We start from the raw sequence: 17,524 nt of genomic DNA on the forward strand, positions 1-17,524 counted from the left end.
GAATTGGCAGACAACCAGGTAGGCTAGCGCAATGTGAATTGACTCAGGACTGTACAATTATTACAATCCCGCCTCTTTATATATTGCGATTGAGGCGTCGGTCGTCTTCACGCCGAATAGCCAAACGCGTTTACTGATCAGTAATTATTTTAAGTTTAGGTAGAAATCGCCATGAAACGCACTTTCCAACCGTCCGTATTGAAGCGTAACCGTAGCCACGGTTTCCGTGCTCGTATGGCCACCAAAAATGGTCGTCAAGTTCTGGCCCGCCGTCGTGCGAAAGGCCGTTCTCGTCTGACTGTTTCTAAGTAATAAAAGCTAACCCGCTGAGTGGTTAAGCTCGCTTTTCCCAGGGAGTTACGTTTGTTAACTCCCACTCACTTCACTTTCGTCTTCCAGCAGCCACAACGGGCTGGCACGCCGCAAATCACCATCCTCGGCCGCCTGAACCAGCTGGGGCATCCCCGCATCGGTCTTACCGTCGCCAAAAAACACGTCAAACGCGCGCATGAACGCAACCGGATCAAACGCCTAACCCGCGAAAGCTTCCGTTTACTTCAGCACGAGTTACCGGCGATGGATTTTGTCGTGGTGGCCAAAAAAGGGATAGCGGATTTGGATAACCGTGCACTGACGGAAGCTTTGGAAAAATTATGGCGTCGCCACTGTCGCCAGGCTCCCGCATCCTGATCGGGCTGGTGCGGGCTTACCAGCTCGTCATCAGTCCGCTGCTTGGGCCTCGTTGTCGCTTCCAGCCGACATGCTCTCATTACGCAATTGAGGCATTAAGCAGGTTTGGCATGATAAAAGGCAGTTGGTTAGCATTGAAACGCGTATTAAAATGCCACCCCTTGAACCCAGGTGGCGATGATCCCGTGCCGCCGAAACCCGACGATAACAGAGAACACTAACGATGGATTCGCAACGCAATCTTCTCCTCATCGCTCTGCTGTTCGTGTCTTTCATGATCTGGCAAGCCTGGCAAACGGACAACGCTCCGCAACCAGTCGCGCAGACCACGCAACAGACTTCGAACCCTGCTACCGGTGATGCCGCAAGCTCAGCAGTTCCAGCCAGTGGCCAAGGTAAACTGATTACCGTAAACACTGACGTGCTGTCGCTGACCATCAACACCCGTGGTGGTGATATCGAGCAGGCTAAACTGTTGGCCTACCCGGACACTCTGGGTTCATCGACGCCATTCCAGCTGCTGGAAACCACACCGGCATTTGTTTATCAGGCGCAAAGCGGCCTGACCGGCAGAAACGGTCCGGATAACCCGGCAAACGGCGAACGTCCTCTGTTCCAGGCGGCGCAGGACAGCTACACCCTGCCGGAAGGCCAGGAAGAGCTGCGCATCCCGCTGACCTTTACCGGTAAAGACGGTGCAATCTACACCAAGACTTTCGTGCTCAAGCGTAACCATTACGCGGTTGGCGTTGACTACAACGTCGACAACAAAAGCACCACTCCGCTGGAACTGACCCTGTTCGGCCAACTGAAGCAGACCACCGAGCTGCCTAAGCACCGTGACACCGGCAGCAACAACTTCGCCCTGCACACCTTCCGTGGCGCGGCGTACTCTTCCAGCGATGACAAATATCAGAAGTATGCGTTCGATAAGGACGAGAACCTGAGCGTGACCACCCAGGGCGGTTGGGTTGCAATGCTGCAACAATACTTCGCCACCGCGTGGGTACCGGCAACTCAGGGTAGCAATACCTTCTATACCGCCAAGCCTGGCGACAACCTGTCTACCATCGGCTTCAAATCGACTCCGGTAGTGGTGCAGCCTGGTGCGCAGCAGCAACTGAACGCCACCCTGTGGGTTGGCCCGGAGCTGCAGGATCAGATGGCCCAACTGGCGCCGCATCTGGACCTGACCGTGGATTACGGTTGGTTGTGGTTCATCTCCCAGCCGCTGTTCAAACTGCTGAAGTTCATCCACGGCTTTATCGGTAACTGGGGCTTCTCAATTATCATCATCACCTTCATCGTGCGCGGCATCATGTACCCGCTGACCAAAGCGCAGTACACCTCGATGGCGAAAATGCGCATGCTGCAGCCAAAACTGCAGGCGATGCGTGAGCGTATCGGTGATGACAAGCAGCGCATGAGCCAGGAAATGATGGCGCTGTACAAGTCTGAGAAAGTGAATCCGTTGGGGGGTTGTCTGCCGCTGGTTATCCAGATGCCAATCTTCCTGGCGCTGTACTACATGTTGATGGGCTCGGTTGAACTGCGTCATGCGCCGTTCGCTCTGTGGATCCATGACCTGTCAGCGCAAGACCCGTACTACATCTTGCCAATCCTGATGGGCGTGACGATGTTCTTCATTCAGAAGATGTCGCCGACCACCGTGACTGACCCGATGCAGCAGAAAATCATGACCTTCATGCCGGTGATCTTCACAGTGTTCTTCCTGTGGTTCCCGTCCGGTCTGGTGCTGTACTACATCGTCAGTAACCTGGTGACCATCCTCCAGCAGCAGTTGATTTACCGCGGCCTGGAAAAACGTGGTTTACACAGCCGCGACAAGAAAAAGACCTAAGCGTATTGTAGGGGTTCGGCGCGCTGAACCCTTGCTGCGAGAGATAAGAGGCGGTCATTAGACCGCCTTTTTGCATATTGAATTGCCAGAGAAGAGAATCACTATGAGCACCACCGATACCATCGTAGCCCAAGCCACCCCGCCGGGACGCGGCGGCGTCGGCATTCTGCGTATTTCCGGCCGTGGCGCCAAAGACGTCGCCCAGGCCCTGCTTGGCAAACTACCCAAGCCGCGTTACGCCGATTACCTGCCGTTCCGCGATGCCGCAGGTGCCACCCTCGATCAGGGCATCGCACTGTGGTTCCCGGGCCCTAATTCGTTTACCGGCGAAGACGTACTGGAGCTACAAGGCCATGGCGGGCCGGTGATCCTCGATCTGCTGCTCAAACGCGTATTGGCGCTGCCAGGCATGCGCATCGCGCGGCCGGGCGAGTTTTCCGAACGCGCATTCCTCAATGACAAGCTGGATCTGGCGCAGGCCGAGGCGATTGCCGACCTGATCGATGCCAGTTCCGAGCAGGCGGCACGCTCAGCCATGAACTCGCTGCAGGGGGCTTTTTCCACCCGCATCCACCAGCTTGTGGAAGCACTTACTCACCTGCGGATCTACGTAGAAGCGGCCATCGACTTCCCCGATGAGGAAATCGACTTCCTGTCTGACGGTAAAATCGAAGCGCAGCTCAACGGCGTCATGGCCGATCTGGACAGCGTACGCGCCGAAGCACGCCAGGGCAGCCTGCTGCGTGAAGGGATGAAGGTGGTGATCGCCGGGCGGCCAAACGCCGGTAAATCCAGCCTGCTTAACGCATTAGCCGGCCGCGAGGCAGCCATTGTTACCGATATCGCCGGCACCACCCGCGATGTTCTGCGCGAACATATTCACATCGACGGCATGCCATTGCACATCATCGATACCGCCGGCCTGCGTGAAGCTATCGACGAAGTTGAGCGCATCGGTATCGAACGTGCATGGAACGAGATCGAACAGGCGGATCGCGTACTGTTTATGGTTGATGGCACTACCACCGCGGCCACCGAACCGGCTGAGATTTGGCCCGAGTTTATGGCGCGTCTGCCGCACCGCCTGCCGATCACCGTGGTGCGCAATAAAGCCGACATCACCGGTGAGACGCTGGGTATGACAGAAGTGAATGGCCACTCACTTATTCGCCTGTCGGCGCGTACCGGTGAAGGCATCGATCTGCTGCGTGACCACCTGAAGCAGAGCATGGGCTTCACCAGCAATATGGAAGGCGGCTTCCTGGCACGCCGTCGCCACCTGCAGGCGCTTGAACAAGCGGCCCAGCATCTGGTTGAGGGCAAAGAACAGTTAGTGAGCGCTTACGCTGGGGAGCTGTTGGCCGAGGAATTGCGCCTGGCGCAGCAAGCGCTGAGTGAAATCACCGGTGAATTTACCTCCGACGACCTGTTGGGACGCATTTTCTCCAGTTTCTGCATCGGTAAATAAGCCAAAAATACGGCCCAGGGCTGATTTTTCACCACCAGAGCGGGTAAATCATTTTACCTGCTCTCGGTGATTGATGCCTGAGCGGCCGGTCACAGCACCCTTCAGTGCCAACGCGATATACTGAGCGGCCAAGGATCCCCTCTCAGGAAAGAGCAGGCATGGCATTAACCCTCAGAGTGTTGCTGGAAAACCGACGCGCCGCCGGCGTGGACAAGTCATTGCAGGCTAAAGCCGGGTTAAGCCTGTTGATTCAGGATGAAACCGACTCGGTTTTATTCGATACCGGCCCTGACGGCAGTTTTCTGCATAACGCGACGCTGATGGGCATCGACCTGTCCGGATTAACCGCGACCGTGCTGTCACATGGCCATTATGACCACTGCGGTGGCGTCCCCTGGTTACCCGATAACAGCCGTATCATCTGCCACCCGCAAATCGCCGACGAGCGCCACGCAGCCATGAAACTGCTTGGCCGCACAAAAAAAATCAAAAAACTCTCGCTGGATATCGATTATTCGCGCCATCGCATGGAATACAGCAGCGCCCCCCTGCATATCACCGATCGCTTTATGTGGTCAGGGGAGATCGCGGTTGCCAAACCGAAGGCCTATGGCGTGATCAATGGCAAAACTGAAGCGGTGGATTACGTTATCGACGAGGGCGTGCTGATTTATAAGTCCGATCGCGGGCTGGTGATTATTACCGGCTGTGGGCATCGCGGGATCATTAACATCGTGCGCCACTGCCAAAAGATCACCGGGGTCAGTAAGATCCATGCGTTGATCGGCGGATTCCATCTGCGTTGCGCATCGCCGCGCCAGATATGGCAGGTTCGCCAGTTTCTGAATCAGCAAAAACCGGAAAAACTCATGGGCTGCCATTGTACCGGAACCTGGGGACGGCTGTGGCTGCCGGAGATGATATCACCGGCGACGGGTGACACTTTCGTTCTGGAATAATACGCCAACAAGTACATTCGTTTTCCCCGCCGAACGGTTGAACAAGGTCCGCTACCTCCTCCGACTTGCCAAAACTCACCTAAGCTTATCTCTGTAACTTCTGTCGGGAGAGATAAGAAAAAATGAATGAACCACTGGATCTACTGGGTGTCGGCCTTGGCCCCTTCAACCTCAGTCTGGCCGCCCTGGCCTATGAAAGTGGCGTACTCAATTATACCTTTCTCGATCGAAACGCCAGCTTCCGTTGGCACCCCGGCATGCTGCTGCCTTCCGCCTATATGCAGACCTATGTCCTTCAGGACCTGGTTACGGCAGTAACACCGCGTAGCCAATTCTCCTTTATCAACTATCTGGTCGAGCAGAAAAAAATTTATCGATTTTTGATCACAGAACAGCAAATTATCAGCCGTGAAGAGTTCTCCGACTACCTGAGCTGGGCCTGCGATAGATTAGATGGACTACAGTTTTCACAGTCGGTTGAAAGTATTGATTTTGACGATGACAAGCAGCTGTTCGAGGTCCGCACCATCAACCAGACTTTGTGGGCGAAGAATATTTGCCTGGGTACCGGCCACGACCCCTGGCTGCCGGAGGAGTTTTACCCTGCACTGGGCGAAAACTGCCTGCATGCCGCCGAAATAGCCATTCGCAACCCGGATCTGACCGGTAAGCGGGTAACCGTTGTCGGGGGAGGCCAAAGTGGTGCAGATATTTTCCTGAACGCACTACGCGGCCATTGGGGAGAAGCCGCACAGCTGGACTGGATTTCTCGTCGGCCGAATTTCCAGCCGCTGGACGAGTCCGCCTTCACCAATGAATATTTCACCCCTGAATATGTCGATTATTTTTATACGCTGCCGCAGGAGATCCGCGAACGCGAAATCAAGGCTCAGAAGTTACCTGCCGACGGCATCAGTAATCATACGCTGCGCACGCTGTACCGTGAGTTGTATATGCGTTTCGACGTGATGCACCAGCCGCGTAACGTCCGGCTTTTACCACACCGAACGCTGCTGGCGATCGAACCGACGGACAAAAGCTATCAATTACGTACCCGCCACGGTTTGGAAAATCGACAGGAAGGATTTCACGCCGACGTCGTCATTTTAGCGACAGGTTACCGCCCTTCGCTGCCGTCCTGCCTCAAACCGCTGCTGTCACGCATTCCTTTCGACGACAAACAGCGCTTGCCGCTACAGCCGGATTTTAACCTTCAGTGGCAGGGGCCTGAGCAGAATCGCATTTATGCGGTGAATGCCGGAATACATAGCCACGGCAGCGCAGAAGGAGGACTCAGCCTGATGGCCTGGCGCTCAGCCCGCATCCTCAATCACCTGCTCGGCAAACCCCATTTTGATCTGACGCCGAACGCATCGATGATCCAATGGTGGAGTGATGCCCCTCCGGACAATGATAGTGCTTATCCAGATAAATAGGATAAAACGCATACTGTTTTTTAATGATAAATCCGCGACTTATGCTTAATCTAACTCCCCAGCGTTTTTAGCGACCCTCGGTTATGGAGTGAATAATGGCGTGTCATTTTGCCCGATGGATCCCCACATCCACCGCACTGGATACCCGCAGATTATCCGCCGACGTAGTCGCTGCAACCGCTGCTTTTTCCATTAAACGTCGCCAGCGCTTCCTGCAGGGGCGCATCCTGCTCGCAGAAATGATGTTTTATCTTTATGGGCTGTCGACATTGCCGGCTCTCGCCACCACCCCCACCGGACGCCCCTGTTTCGTCGATAATCACCTGCCCGACTTCAGCCTGGCCTATGCCAGCGATACGGTGGGGGTTTTGCTCAGTCAGGAAGGCAAGGTAGGGCTGGATATCGAAGTGATGCGTGCCCGTGCCGGGCAAAATAGAAAGCTGCAACACCAATACCAAACGCCGGCAGAAAACGCCTGGATCAGCGCACAATACGACCGGCTGGAGGCGGAAACCCAACTGTGGAGCATTCGCCAGAGCGTGCTGAAGCTTTCCGGCCTGGGTAACAGCGGGCAATCGACGCTGCTGCTGCACCCTTTTTCCGGTCATTTGCGCTCCAGCATCACTCCTCAGGTTCATGTGATGAGCGATGCCGACGAATATCTGAGCTGGGCTTGCGCACGTGAACCCAACCTGGAGCGCTTAATCTGCTGGCAATACGAAGCGGGTAAAGGCCTGCACAAGCACGGCGAAATCTCCCCGCGAGCCCCTGCGCTCTCCACCCGCTTTGTGAAATTAACCAGTCTGGCACTCCACCGCTGACATCGGCGATTGATCGCGAATCTGTAAGATAAAACTTTCTTTAACGGATAAATTTCTGCATAAAACTGCAAAGTCAGCCAATTATTCAGTAATCATCTATTCTCACCGCTCTCTTTGCCCTAGTATCTTCAGGTGTTCCAAGCTGAATCTGTTCATTCGAAAGGGAGAATCACCATGTCAGACCAAGCATTAAAAATCGTCACCCTGCTCGGCAGTTTGCGCAAAGGCTCTTACAACGCTATGGTAGCCCGCGCCTTGCCCGGTCTTGCGCCACAGGGTGTCACCATCGAAGCACTTCCCTCTATCCGTGATATCCCGCTGTACGATGCCGATGTACAACAGGAGGAAGGTTTCCCCGCCACGGTGGAAGCCATTGCCGAGCAAATCCGCCAGGCCGACGGCGTGATCATCGTGACCCCGGAATATAACTATTCGGTACCAGGCGGGTTAAAAAATGCCATCGATTGGCTGTCCCGTCTGCCGAATCAGCCGTTAGCCGGTAAACCGGTGGCGATCCAGACCAGTTCCATGGGGCCGATTGGCGGCGCGCGCTGCCAGTATCATCTGCGCCAGATCCTGGTGTTCCTCGATGCAATGGTGATGAACAAGCCGGAGTTCATGGGCGGCGTGATCCAGAACAAAGTGGACGCACAGGCCGAGGAACTGATCGATCAGGGAACCTTAGACTTCCTGACCGGACAGCTGTCCGCCTTCAGCGACTATATTCGTCGTTTGAAATAAATGTCTTTTTTGACGCCTTCATAAAAAATTCGATTGAAGGCGTCATTTCAATCAGAGAGTCACTGCCAACCCATTAAAAATAAAGTCATTAAATTATGTATTTTTTTATTTTAGCCATGTTACTGGCTTTCACCACCAGACCACTATTCGCTACAGAAATGCGTTATCCCGCCGGAGAAGAGCCGATCGAGCTACCGGTACATAGCCCACTAAGCACCCAACTGCCCCGTACCACCCAGAGCCAGGAAGATAAAAAGATCGCAGCCATGTCGTTGTATCTGACGCTGATGCGTGAAGACGGCCGTAACATATGGGCGCCTTATCAACTGGCGGCTTCCTCAGCGGAAAAGGGCCAGACCGAACTGGCAGAGCGCTATCTGCAACTGAGTGCCGATCGCGGGTTATGGTATTACTACAATCTGCTGGAAGATGACGCCTTCAACAACATCCAACACGGCAGTACCTACCAGTCGATCCTGGCGGTAACCAAAGCCCGCTATCTGCAACATGCTCATTGGTTCGAAGGTAAAGCCAGCTATGCCATTCCGGACGGCACGCCGCCGCCCGGAGGCTGGCCAACGGTGGTGTACCTGCACGCCTATGGCAAAAGCGCCGGTATCACACCGGAAGAACGCCTGTTTTTTAGTGAGATCGGCGTCGCCTATATAGAGATCAACGGCACCCAGATGCTGTCGGAAAACAGCTTCCGCTGGTCAAATTACAGCGACGAAAGCACCCAGAGCGCGATCCAGCGGGCTCTGCAGTCATCAACCGGGGAATTAAAGCTCAATCCGCAAAAAATCTACCTTACCGCCCGCGGACAGGGGGCGCTGCATGCCGCCAATCTGCTGGCCAAGTACCCGCAACTTTATGCCGGCGCGCTGCTGATTGCCCCCAACGGCGGGATCAAGCAGGCACAGCAATCGCTGGCGACCCATAAGCGGCTGGTGGTGGCCTACTACGATCGGCAAAACTTCAGCGATCAGGCACTGGCGATGCACTTTGCCAATCTGTTCAGCGAGAATAATCAGGTGGAGGCTTTGCATTTTGCCCAGGGCGAGAGCCCCGATGGCGGCTGGCAGGCACGTTTTAAACGGCCATTGCAGTGGATGTTGCATCAGGTGCCCGACGCAACGCCGGGCGCCTGATGTGACTACGCGCATTGACTTGCAGGCTATGAGAAAGTTGATTATTAGGGAGAGCGTGCCGAAGGGGCGCTAGGCCCGAGTATCTCAGGCTAAAAGCAAACCCAGGGCCGATATTTGTCGGCCCTTTTCTTTCGTATCAGTGACCGTCGACAAAAACAATCTTCAGCACAAACAGCAGCGCAACCACCACCACGCATGGGCTGATTTCACGCCAGCGGCCGGTACCCAACTTCATTACGCAGTAAGAAATAAAGCCGAGCGCGATACCTTCGGTAATTGAGAAGCTGAACGGCATCATCACCGCCGTCACAAACGCCGGTACGGCTTCGGTCAGGTCATCCCACTTCACCCGCGCCAGGCTGGATGTCATCAGCACGCCCACGTAGATCAACGCACCGGCAGCGGCGTAAGCCGGCACCATGCCTGCCAATGGCGACAGGAAAATCACCAACAGGAACAGAATACCGGTAACCACCGCGGTCAGACCGGTACGGCCGCCGACGGAAACCCCGGCGGAGCTTTCAATGTAGGCGGTAACGGAAGAGGTGCCGACAAAGGATCCGGCCACCGAACTGATGCTGTCCACGTACAGCGCCTGCTTCATGCGCGGGAATTTGCCCGTTGCGTCGGTCAGACCTGCCTTGTCGGTCACGCCAATCAAAGTGCCGGAGGAGTCAAACAGGTTCACCAGCATAAAGGAGAAAATCACCCCTGCCAGACCAATGTTCAGCGCACCCGCCAAATCAACCTGGCCCACCACCGAGGTAATGTTCGGTGGCATGGAGAACACACCGCCGTATTTCACATCGCCCAGCGCCCAGCCGATCAGGGTAGTTACCACGATGGAAACCAGCACCGCCGCATGGAAATTACGTGAGGACAGCACGGCAATAATAAAGAAGCCCAGCGCGCCCAGCAGCACGTTGTGCGAGGTCAGGCTACCTATGGTCACCAGCGTATCCGGGTTAGCCACCACGATGCCGGCGTTTTTCAGCCCCATCATGCCGATAAACAGGCCGATACCGCTGGTGATGCCCACCCGCAGGCTCATGGGGATATTGGCAATCATCCAGTAGCGGACGCGGAAAATAGTCAGCAGCAACAAGCCGACCGCGCCCCAGAAGATGGCTCCCATGCCGACCTGCCATGAAATGCCCATCGCACCCACGACCACAAAGGCGAAGAACGCATTGAGGCCCATAGCCGGCGCCAGCGCCACCGGCAGATTCGCCAGCAGACCCATAAAAATACTGCCGAAAGCGGCAATCAGGCAGGTGGTTACGAACACCGCCTGCGTATCCATGCCCGCCGCACCCAGAATTTGGGGGTTAACGAACACGATATACACCATGGTCAAAAAGGTAGTAATACCGGCAATCGTTTCCGTACGCGCCGTAGTGCCATGTTGCTTGAGCTTAAACACACGCCCAAGCAAGCCTTGCTCAACGTCAAGGCCAGTGACTTGTTTGTTCATTTTCAGAAATTCCGAAGAGGGGAATGGACCGTCGCTGGCTATCCTATAACAAAAAGTCAGGGTTTTGACGCCGCTCACAGCTTTTTTTCGCCGTCTTTACGGCTAAAAAACTCAACAGATTGTATTTACAGAGATTGATCGGCAATCGGTGATTCTGGGGTCGCAATCCTGCCTGATGCGGTTAAAGTGGCATTATCACCGCATAACCTAAGGACACGCCCCCTGATGAACCAAATTGACTGTATTTTGTTTGATTGCGACGGCACGCTGGTGGACAGCGAAGTGCTGTGCAGCAAAGCCTATGTGCACATGTTTGCCCACTATGGCATTCACCTTTCGCTGGACGAGGTATTCAGGAAGTACAAAGGGGTCAAACTGTACGAGATTATCGAACAGGTTAATGCGGAGCACGGCGTCGCCTTGCCGAAGGAAGAACTGGAGCCTTTATACCGTCAGGAAGTGGCCCGTCTGTTTGACAGTGAACTGCAGCAGATTGCCGGTGCGCGCGAGCTGCTGGCGCAGGTGGCAGTACCAATGTGTACCGTGTCTAACGGCCCGGTCAGCAAAATGCAGCACTCGCTCGGCCTGACCGACATGCTGCACTATTTTGATGACCGGTTGTTCAGCGGCTATGACATTCAGCGCTGGAAACCGGACCCGGCGATCGTGTTTCACGCCGCCGAAAAAATGCAGGTTGCCGTGGAACGTTGCATCCTGGTGGACGACTCCGCTGCCGGTGCACAGGCAGGGATCGCGGCCGGGATCCCGGTATTTTACTTCTGCGCCGATCCGCACAACCAACCGATCGACCATCCGCTGGTCACCGCATTCGACGATTTGGCGCAATTACCTGCGCTGTGGCGTGAACGCGGCTGGCAGTTGACTAACTAGCCGGCAACGGCGGTTTGTTGCGCCACCAGCGCCATGAGCGTTTCAACGCCCGGGTCTGCGGGCTAAAGCGGCGGTTGACCGCATTGGCCAGCAGATCCAGCGCCAGACAGAACACAAAGTACACCAGGGCGATAAACAGGAAGACTTCCATCGGGTATACCATGCTGCGGTTGTTGACCTGGGTCGCCAGGAACGTCAACTCACCGACACCAACGATATAGGCCAGCGAAGTGTCCTTGATCAGCGAAATCCACTGGTTGATAAACGAAGGCACCATCATCCGCAACGCCTGCGGCAACACGATCATCCGTAGCGTTTGCCAACGGGTCAATCCCAGAGACAAACCCGCCTGCCACTGGCCGGGGCCGATGGCGATAATCCCCGCCTTCACCGCATGCGCCAGATAGGCCGAGGCGATCAGCGCCAATGCGCAAACTACGGTGGTGATTTCCGGAATATCCACACCAAAAACGATAGGCAGCAGGAAATAGGTCCAGAAAATCAGCATGATCACCGGGATGGCGCGGAAAAACCCCAGCAGCATGGCCAGCAACCCGGCCGCCACGCCGCGCGACATCGCCAGAGCCACCCCCAGCAAGGTGCCGATAATGGCCGAAACCACGCCGGCCATCAGGCTGATCGCCAACGTCAGCGCTGCGCCCCCCAGCGGCCCGTCCGGCCAGGTGCCCCACAGCAGATAACCCAGATTGTCGTAAATGACGCTGAAATCCATCTTAATGCCCTCTCAGCGGTTTACGCTGCTGTCGCCACATGCCCCAACCTTCCAACAGGGCAATGATGGCGATGTACAGCACCGTCGCCACGCCAAACGCCTGGAAGGTGCGTAGCGTCTCGGTTTCCACCTGACGCGAAGCATAGGACAGCTCGGCAACGCCGATCGCCATGGTCAGTGAGGAGTTTTTTATCACGTTCATATACTGGCCCAGCAGCGGCGGCATGGCGATTTTCAGCGCCTGCGGCAGCACCACATAGCGCATCGCCTGCCAGCCGGTTAATCCCAGCGCGTTGGCCGCATATTTTTGCCCACCGGCGACACCTCGGATGCCGGAACGGATCTCTTCGGCGATAAAGGCACTGGAGTACAGCGTCAGGCCGAAAAAGCCGGCGAGAAATTCAAACGACGGCCACTCAAGCGGACCGATTTGATGTGAAGTGTTGAGCCACTGCATGGCGGCAGAAGGCAGGATTTGCCCGGCGGCGAAATACCAAAAGAACAGCTGCACCAGCAACGGCGTGTTGCGAAACAACGAGCTATACCCCACCGCCAACCAGCGCAGTGTCCACAGGGGGCTGTCACGCATCGCGGTCAGTAAAAATCCCAACAGCGTGGCGGCCAGGCTCGCACAGGCGGAAAGCCACAGCGTCAGCAGGAAACCCCGCCATAGCCAGCTCAGATACTCCGGCGCCAGCAGCCAGTCCAGATTCATGGTCAATCCTTGTCTTGCAAAATGCGTCAGGGGCGCAGCAAGCTGCGCCCCTCCAAACAGATTTCAGCCCCGTGAAAATCAGGCCTTCGGCTGTTGATCCAAAGGCGCGATTTTGAAGTCACCGCGCGGCTGCGCGGTTTTGGTTTCCGGGCCAAACCAGCGATCGTAGATCTTCGCCGCTTCACCGTCTTTTTCCAGCTTGATCAAGGTGTCGTTAACGCTGGCGGTCAGGCGGTCTTCACCTTTGGGAATACCCACCCCCTGGTACTCTTTGGTGATGCTGAACGGCGAGATTTCGAAGTCCGCTTTCTGTGCTGCCGGCAGGTTGCCGAGCAGGCCCACCAGCTTGGCATCATCCTGAGTAATCGCCTGCACGTTGCCGTTGCGCAGTGCTACGAACGCCAGCGGAGTATCGTCGTAAGAGATCACTTTGGCCGTCGGGTAATGTTCACGCAGGGTAATTTCCTGCACCGTGCCTTTGTCCGCGCCGATGCGCAGTTTTTTGATATCTTCCGGGGTTTTCAGCACGCCCTTATGGGCGATAAATTTCTGGCCGGTAGCGAAGTACGGCACGCTAAAGTTCACTTCCTTGGCGCGCTCGTCAGTAATGGTGAAGTTGGCGGCGATCAAATCGACCTTTTTCGCTACCAGTAAAGGAATACGGTTGGCCGGGTTAGTGGCACGCAGCTCCACCTTCACCCCCAGCGCTTTGCCGATCGCATCGGCCACATCAACGTCATAGCCCACCAGCTTTTTGCTTTGCGGATCGATATAACCGAACGGCGGATTGCTGTCGAACACCGCGATACGCACTACGCCGGCTTTCTTGATGTCGTCGAGTTTGTCCGCATGCGCGGCACCGGTGGCGAGGCTGGTCAGGCTGGCTAACAAAGTTAAGGCCAAAACGCGATGTTTCATGAATTGCTCCTAAGGGGTTGATGTCCTGCTGGCTGCTACGCTAACAAGTCCCACTTAGGTCAGGAAATAATATAAAAAGCTATATTTATAACCTTTTTGTCTTTGGGGGTTTTTAATAGCATAAAGGCGCAGTTTTCTGCGCCTTTATGAGGTCACTCGAGGGGAAAGTTACTCTTTTTTCTCGTCTTTACCGTCGGAGGACAACAGCTTTTCCAGCGCATCGCCACCAATATGACGGAAGTCCTGACCTTTCACGAAGTAGAAGATAAATTCGCAGATGTTCTGGCAACGGTCGCCGATACGCTCGATTGAACGGGCGCAGAACAACGCGGTCAGCACGCTGGGAATGGTGCGCGTGTCTTCCATCATGTAAGTCATCAACTGACGCACGATGCCTTCATACTCCTGATCGACCTTTCTGTCTTCGCGATAAATTCGGATCGCTTCATCCAGATCCATACGCGCGAAGGCGTCCAGCACGTCATGCAGCATCTGCACGGTGTGGCGGCCCAGCGACTCCAGGCTCACCAACAGCGGCTGGTGCTGGTGCGAGAACTTTTCCAGCGCGGTGCGGCAGATTTTATCCGCCACGTCGCCGATACGTTCCAGCTCGGAGATGGTCTTGATAATCGCCATCACCAGGCGCAGGTCGCTGGCGGTCGGCTGACGTTTGGCAATGATCCGCACGCAGGCCTCGTCGATCGCCACTTCCATCATATTGACCTTGGCGTCGCCTTCAATTACGCGCTTGGCCAACTCACCGTCCTGGTTATGCATCGCGGTAATGGCGTCAGTCAGTTGCTGTTCCACCAGCCCGCCCATGGTCAACACCTGGGTGCGGATGTGCTCAAGTTCTGCGTTGAACTGGCCGGAAATGTGTTTGTTTAAATTCAGGTTATCCATGATGCATCCTATCAACCATAACGGCCAGTGATGTAGTCTTCGGTCTGTTTTTTCTGCGGCGCAGTGAACAGGGTATCAGTATCACTGAACTCGATCAGTTCGCCCAGATACATAAATGCCGTGGAGTCGGAGCAACGCGCAGCCTGCTGCATGTTGTGGGTTACGATCACCACGGTGTAGTCAGACTTCAGCTCGCTGATCAGCTCTTCAATCTTGCCGGTGGAAATCGGATCCAGCGCCGAGCAAGGTTCATCCAGCAATAATACGTCCGGACGAATAGCGATGCCGCGGGCGATACACAGACGCTGCTGCTGGCCGCCGGACAGGCTGTAACCGCTCTGTTGCAGCTTGTCCTTGGTTTCGTTCCACAGTGCAGCCTTGGTTAAAGCCCACTGTACACGCTCATCCATATCGGCACGCGACAGCTTTTCAAACAGACGCACACCGAAGGCGATATTGTCGTAAATCGACATCGGGAACGGCGTCGGCTTCTGGAACACCATGCCGACCTTGGCGCGCAGCAGGGCGATATCCGAGTTGTCGGTCAGAATATTCTGCCCATCGAGCAGGATGCCGCCTTCGGCACGCTGCTCAGGGTATAACTGATACATCTTGTTGAAAGTGCGCAGCAGGGTCGATTTACCACAACCGGATGGGCCGATGAACGCGGTGACCTTGTTCTTGGCGATATCCAGCGTGATGTTTTTCAGCGCATGGAATTTGCCATAGTAGAAGTTCAGATCGCGTACCTGAATTTTGCTGCTGGAAGCGTCGTTAACCATACTCATCAAGACTTCTCTCTTTTCATCAGCGCCGCCATGGCCGCGCTCAAAATTTTATGAATGTTTTTGCTTGGCGAAAACCACACGCGCCAAGATATTCAGTAGCAGTACACACAGGGTAATCAACAGCACCCCGGCCCAGGCCAGTTCTTGCCATTCTGCGAACGGGCTCATGGCGAATTTGAAAATGGTCACCGGCAGGTTGGCGATCGGCTGCATCAGGTCGGTGCTCCAGAACTGATTCGACAGCGAGGTGAACAGCAGCGGTGCGGTTTCCCCGGCAATGCGCGCAATCGCCAGCAGCACGCCGGTGATAATGCCGGACACCGAGGCTTTCAGCGTGATGGCGGAAATCATGCGCCATTTCGGCGTCCCCAGCGCGTAAGCGGCCTCACGCAGCGTATCCGGCACCAGCTTGAGCATATTCTCGGTGGTACGAATCACGATCGGCACCTGCAACAGCGCCAGGGCGATGATCCCGGCCCAACCGGAGAAGTGCTGCATCTTCGCCACCACAATGGTGTAGACGAACAGACCCACAACGATCGACGGTGCCGATAACAGGATGTCGTTAATAAAGCGGATGACTTCCGCCAGCCAGGATTTACGGCCGTATTCTGCCAGGTAAATGCCGGCCATAATGCCCAGCGGCGTACCAAAAATCGTCGCCCACATGATCAACAGCCCGCTACCGGCAATGGCGTTAGCCAGGCCACCACCCGCAGTGTTCGGTGGCGGGGTCATTTCGGTGAACAGCGCCAGCGACATGCCGTCGATGCCTTTGGTCACGGTGGAAAACAGGATCCACACCAGCCAGAACAGGCCAAACGCCATGGTCGCCATCGACATGAACAGCGCCAGGCGGTTTTTCTGACGGCGCCAGGCCTGCATTTTGCGACGGCTTTCCAACAGCGCCTGGTTGTTTTGCATTTCCATAGTCGCCACGTTAGCGTCCCTCCTTCTTGGCCAAACGCATGACCATCAACTTCGACAGCGCCAGGACGATAAAGGTGATAACAAACAGGATCAGGCCCAGCTCCATCAACGCTGCGGTGTGAACCCCAGACTCCGCTTCGGCGAATTCATTGGCCAACGCAGAGGTAATACTGTTGCCCGGCATATACAGTGAGGCGCTGTCGAGCTGGTAGGTGTTACCGATGATAAAGGTCACCGCCATGGTTTCCCCCAGCGCGCGGCCCAACCCCAGCATCACACCACCAATCACGCCATTCTTGGTAAACGGCAGCACGATACGCCAGATCACTTCCCAGGTGGTGCAGCCGATGCCGTAGGCCGACTCTTTCATCATCACCGGGGTCTGTTCGAACACATCGCGCATCACGGCAGCGATGTAAGGAATAATCATAATCGCCAGGATGACCCCGGCAGCCAGAATACCGATACCGAACGCCGGGCCAGAGAACAGCTCACCAACAATCGGAATGCCGGACAGCACGTCGCCAACCGGAGTCTGGAAATATTCGGCAAACAGCGGGGCAAACACGAACAGGCCCCACATGCCGTAAACGATACTTGGGATTGCCGCCAGCAGTTCAATGGCGATACCCAGTGGACGTCGCAGCCAGTTTGGCGCCAGCTCAGTCAGGAACAACGCGATACCAAAACTGACGGGAACGGCAATAATCAGTGCAATCACCGAGGTGACCACGGTTCCGTAAATCGGTACCAGCGCACCGAACTGTTCGGCAGGCGCGTCCCACTCTTTGGTCCACAGGAAGGAGAAACCGAATTTCTGGATGCTTGGCCAGGAGGCGAAGATCAGCGAAACAATAATGCCGCCCAGCAACAATAGGGTAATCAGCGCTGCCAGTTTAACCAGCGCGCTGAAGATGACGTCACCATTTTTACTCGGTGCTTTCATGGTCGGCTTGTACTCAGCCATAGATCACTCTCTGTTTTAACCCTGGCAGGCCCAACATAGGTCAGACCCTGAAAAACTGAGTGGGGCGCGCTTAATCACGCG

Annotated in this window: 19 protein-coding genes; 11 read left to right on the top strand and 8 right to left on the bottom strand. The window is 55.5% G+C overall.

The window, feature by feature from the left end; all coding sequences use genetic code 11:
* Positions 1–171: 171 nt before the first annotated feature.
* From rpmH to FCL49_RS19615, 10 genes are all read left to right on the top strand, one after another.
* A complete protein-coding gene (rpmH, locus tag FCL49_RS19570) occupies positions 172–312 on the top strand; it encodes a 50S ribosomal protein L34 (protein ID WP_003849659.1) in 141 nt (46 codons plus the stop codon).
* An 18-nt stretch (positions 313–330) separates the two neighbouring features.
* On the top strand, positions 331–690 hold the full coding sequence (gene rnpA, locus FCL49_RS19575) for a ribonuclease P protein component (RefSeq protein ID WP_025123954.1): 360 nt from the start codon (positions 331–333) through the stop codon (positions 688–690).
* On the top strand, positions 654–911 hold the full coding sequence (gene yidD, locus FCL49_RS19580) for a membrane protein insertion efficiency factor YidD (protein WP_012004505.1): 258 nt from the start codon (positions 654–656) through the stop codon (positions 909–911). The genes rnpA and yidD overlap by 37 nt, the downstream gene beginning before the upstream one ends.
* A gap of 2 nt (positions 912–913) precedes the next feature.
* Positions 914–2,551, top strand: coding sequence for a membrane protein insertase YidC (gene yidC / locus FCL49_RS19585; protein ID WP_135314570.1), 1,638 nt, complete (start codon positions 914–916; stop codon positions 2,549–2,551).
* Between the two features lie 103 nt (positions 2,552–2,654).
* Positions 2,655–4,019 (top strand): tRNA uridine-5-carboxymethylaminomethyl(34) synthesis GTPase MnmE, encoded by a 1,365-nt coding sequence (gene mnmE, locus FCL49_RS19590; RefSeq protein ID WP_135314569.1) that lies wholly within the window; start codon positions 2,655–2,657, stop codon positions 4,017–4,019.
* Between the two features lie 158 nt (positions 4,020–4,177).
* Positions 4,178–4,978 (top strand): MBL fold metallo-hydrolase, encoded by an 801-nt coding sequence (locus FCL49_RS19595; RefSeq protein WP_174354817.1) that lies wholly within the window; start codon positions 4,178–4,180, stop codon positions 4,976–4,978.
* A gap of 122 nt (positions 4,979–5,100) precedes the next feature.
* On the top strand, positions 5,101–6,414 hold the full coding sequence (locus FCL49_RS19600) for a lysine N(6)-hydroxylase/L-ornithine N(5)-oxygenase family protein (RefSeq protein ID WP_174354818.1): 1,314 nt from the start codon (positions 5,101–5,103) through the stop codon (positions 6,412–6,414).
* A gap of 95 nt (positions 6,415–6,509) precedes the next feature.
* A complete protein-coding gene (locus FCL49_RS19605; RefSeq protein WP_174354819.1) occupies positions 6,510–7,235 on the top strand; it encodes a 4'-phosphopantetheinyl transferase family protein in 726 nt (241 codons plus the stop codon).
* A 174-nt stretch (positions 7,236–7,409) separates the two neighbouring features.
* The gene (locus FCL49_RS19610) at positions 7,410–7,976 is read left to right on the top strand and encodes an NADPH-dependent FMN reductase (protein WP_017894489.1); all 567 of its coding nucleotides are present in this window, start codon (positions 7,410–7,412) and stop codon (positions 7,974–7,976) included.
* A 95-nt stretch (positions 7,977–8,071) separates the two neighbouring features.
* On the top strand, positions 8,072–9,124 hold the full coding sequence (locus FCL49_RS19615; protein ID WP_174354820.1) for a hypothetical protein: 1,053 nt from the start codon (positions 8,072–8,074) through the stop codon (positions 9,122–9,124).
* Positions 9,125–9,260: 136 nt separating this feature from the next.
* Here the strand turns inward: FCL49_RS19615 and FCL49_RS19620 are convergent, their stop codons facing one another.
* A complete protein-coding gene (locus FCL49_RS19620; protein ID WP_012004497.1) occupies positions 9,261–10,598 on the bottom strand; it encodes an NCS2 family permease in 1,338 nt (445 codons plus the stop codon).
* A gap of 225 nt (positions 10,599–10,823) precedes the next feature.
* Between FCL49_RS19620 and yieH the strand changes: the two genes are divergently transcribed.
* Positions 10,824–11,489: a 6-phosphogluconate phosphatase gene (gene yieH, locus FCL49_RS19625; protein ID WP_174354821.1), complete on the top strand. Its 666-nt coding sequence runs from the start codon at positions 10,824–10,826 to the stop codon at positions 11,487–11,489.
* On the opposite strand, the gene FCL49_RS19630 is transcribed toward yieH, so the two are convergent.
* From FCL49_RS19630 to pstC, 7 genes are all read right to left on the bottom strand, one after another.
* On the bottom strand, positions 11,482–12,222 hold the full coding sequence (locus FCL49_RS19630) for an amino acid ABC transporter permease (protein WP_174354822.1): 741 nt from the start codon (positions 12,220–12,222) through the stop codon (positions 11,482–11,484). The two genes, yieH and FCL49_RS19630, sit on opposite strands and share 8 nt — an antisense overlap.
* 1 nt (position 12,223) lies before the next feature.
* Positions 12,224–12,937 (bottom strand): amino acid ABC transporter permease, encoded by a 714-nt coding sequence (locus tag FCL49_RS19635; protein ID WP_174354823.1) that lies wholly within the window; start codon positions 12,935–12,937, stop codon positions 12,224–12,226.
* Between the two features lie 78 nt (positions 12,938–13,015).
* Positions 13,016–13,855: an ABC transporter substrate-binding protein gene (locus FCL49_RS19640; RefSeq protein WP_174354824.1), complete on the bottom strand. Its 840-nt coding sequence runs from the start codon at positions 13,853–13,855 to the stop codon at positions 13,016–13,018.
* A 168-nt stretch (positions 13,856–14,023) separates the two neighbouring features.
* The gene (gene phoU, locus FCL49_RS19645) at positions 14,024–14,758 is read right to left on the bottom strand and encodes a phosphate signaling complex protein PhoU (RefSeq protein ID WP_085120124.1); all 735 of its coding nucleotides are present in this window, start codon (positions 14,756–14,758) and stop codon (positions 14,024–14,026) included.
* 11 nt (positions 14,759–14,769) lie between these two features.
* The gene (gene pstB / locus FCL49_RS19650) at positions 14,770–15,546 is read right to left on the bottom strand and encodes a phosphate ABC transporter ATP-binding protein PstB (RefSeq protein ID WP_135314559.1); all 777 of its coding nucleotides are present in this window, start codon (positions 15,544–15,546) and stop codon (positions 14,770–14,772) included.
* A gap of 48 nt (positions 15,547–15,594) precedes the next feature.
* On the bottom strand, positions 15,595–16,485 hold the full coding sequence (gene pstA / locus FCL49_RS19655; RefSeq protein WP_174354825.1) for a phosphate ABC transporter permease PstA: 891 nt from the start codon (positions 16,483–16,485) through the stop codon (positions 15,595–15,597).
* A gap of 1 nt (position 16,486) precedes the next feature.
* The gene (gene pstC / locus FCL49_RS19660) at positions 16,487–17,443 is read right to left on the bottom strand and encodes a phosphate ABC transporter permease PstC (protein WP_174354826.1); all 957 of its coding nucleotides are present in this window, start codon (positions 17,441–17,443) and stop codon (positions 16,487–16,489) included.
* Positions 17,444–17,524: the final 81 nt, after the last annotated feature.

This window comes from Serratia proteamaculans (genome assembly GCF_013337185.1).
Lineage (GTDB): Bacteria > Pseudomonadota > Gammaproteobacteria > Enterobacterales > Enterobacteriaceae > Serratia > Serratia proteamaculans_D.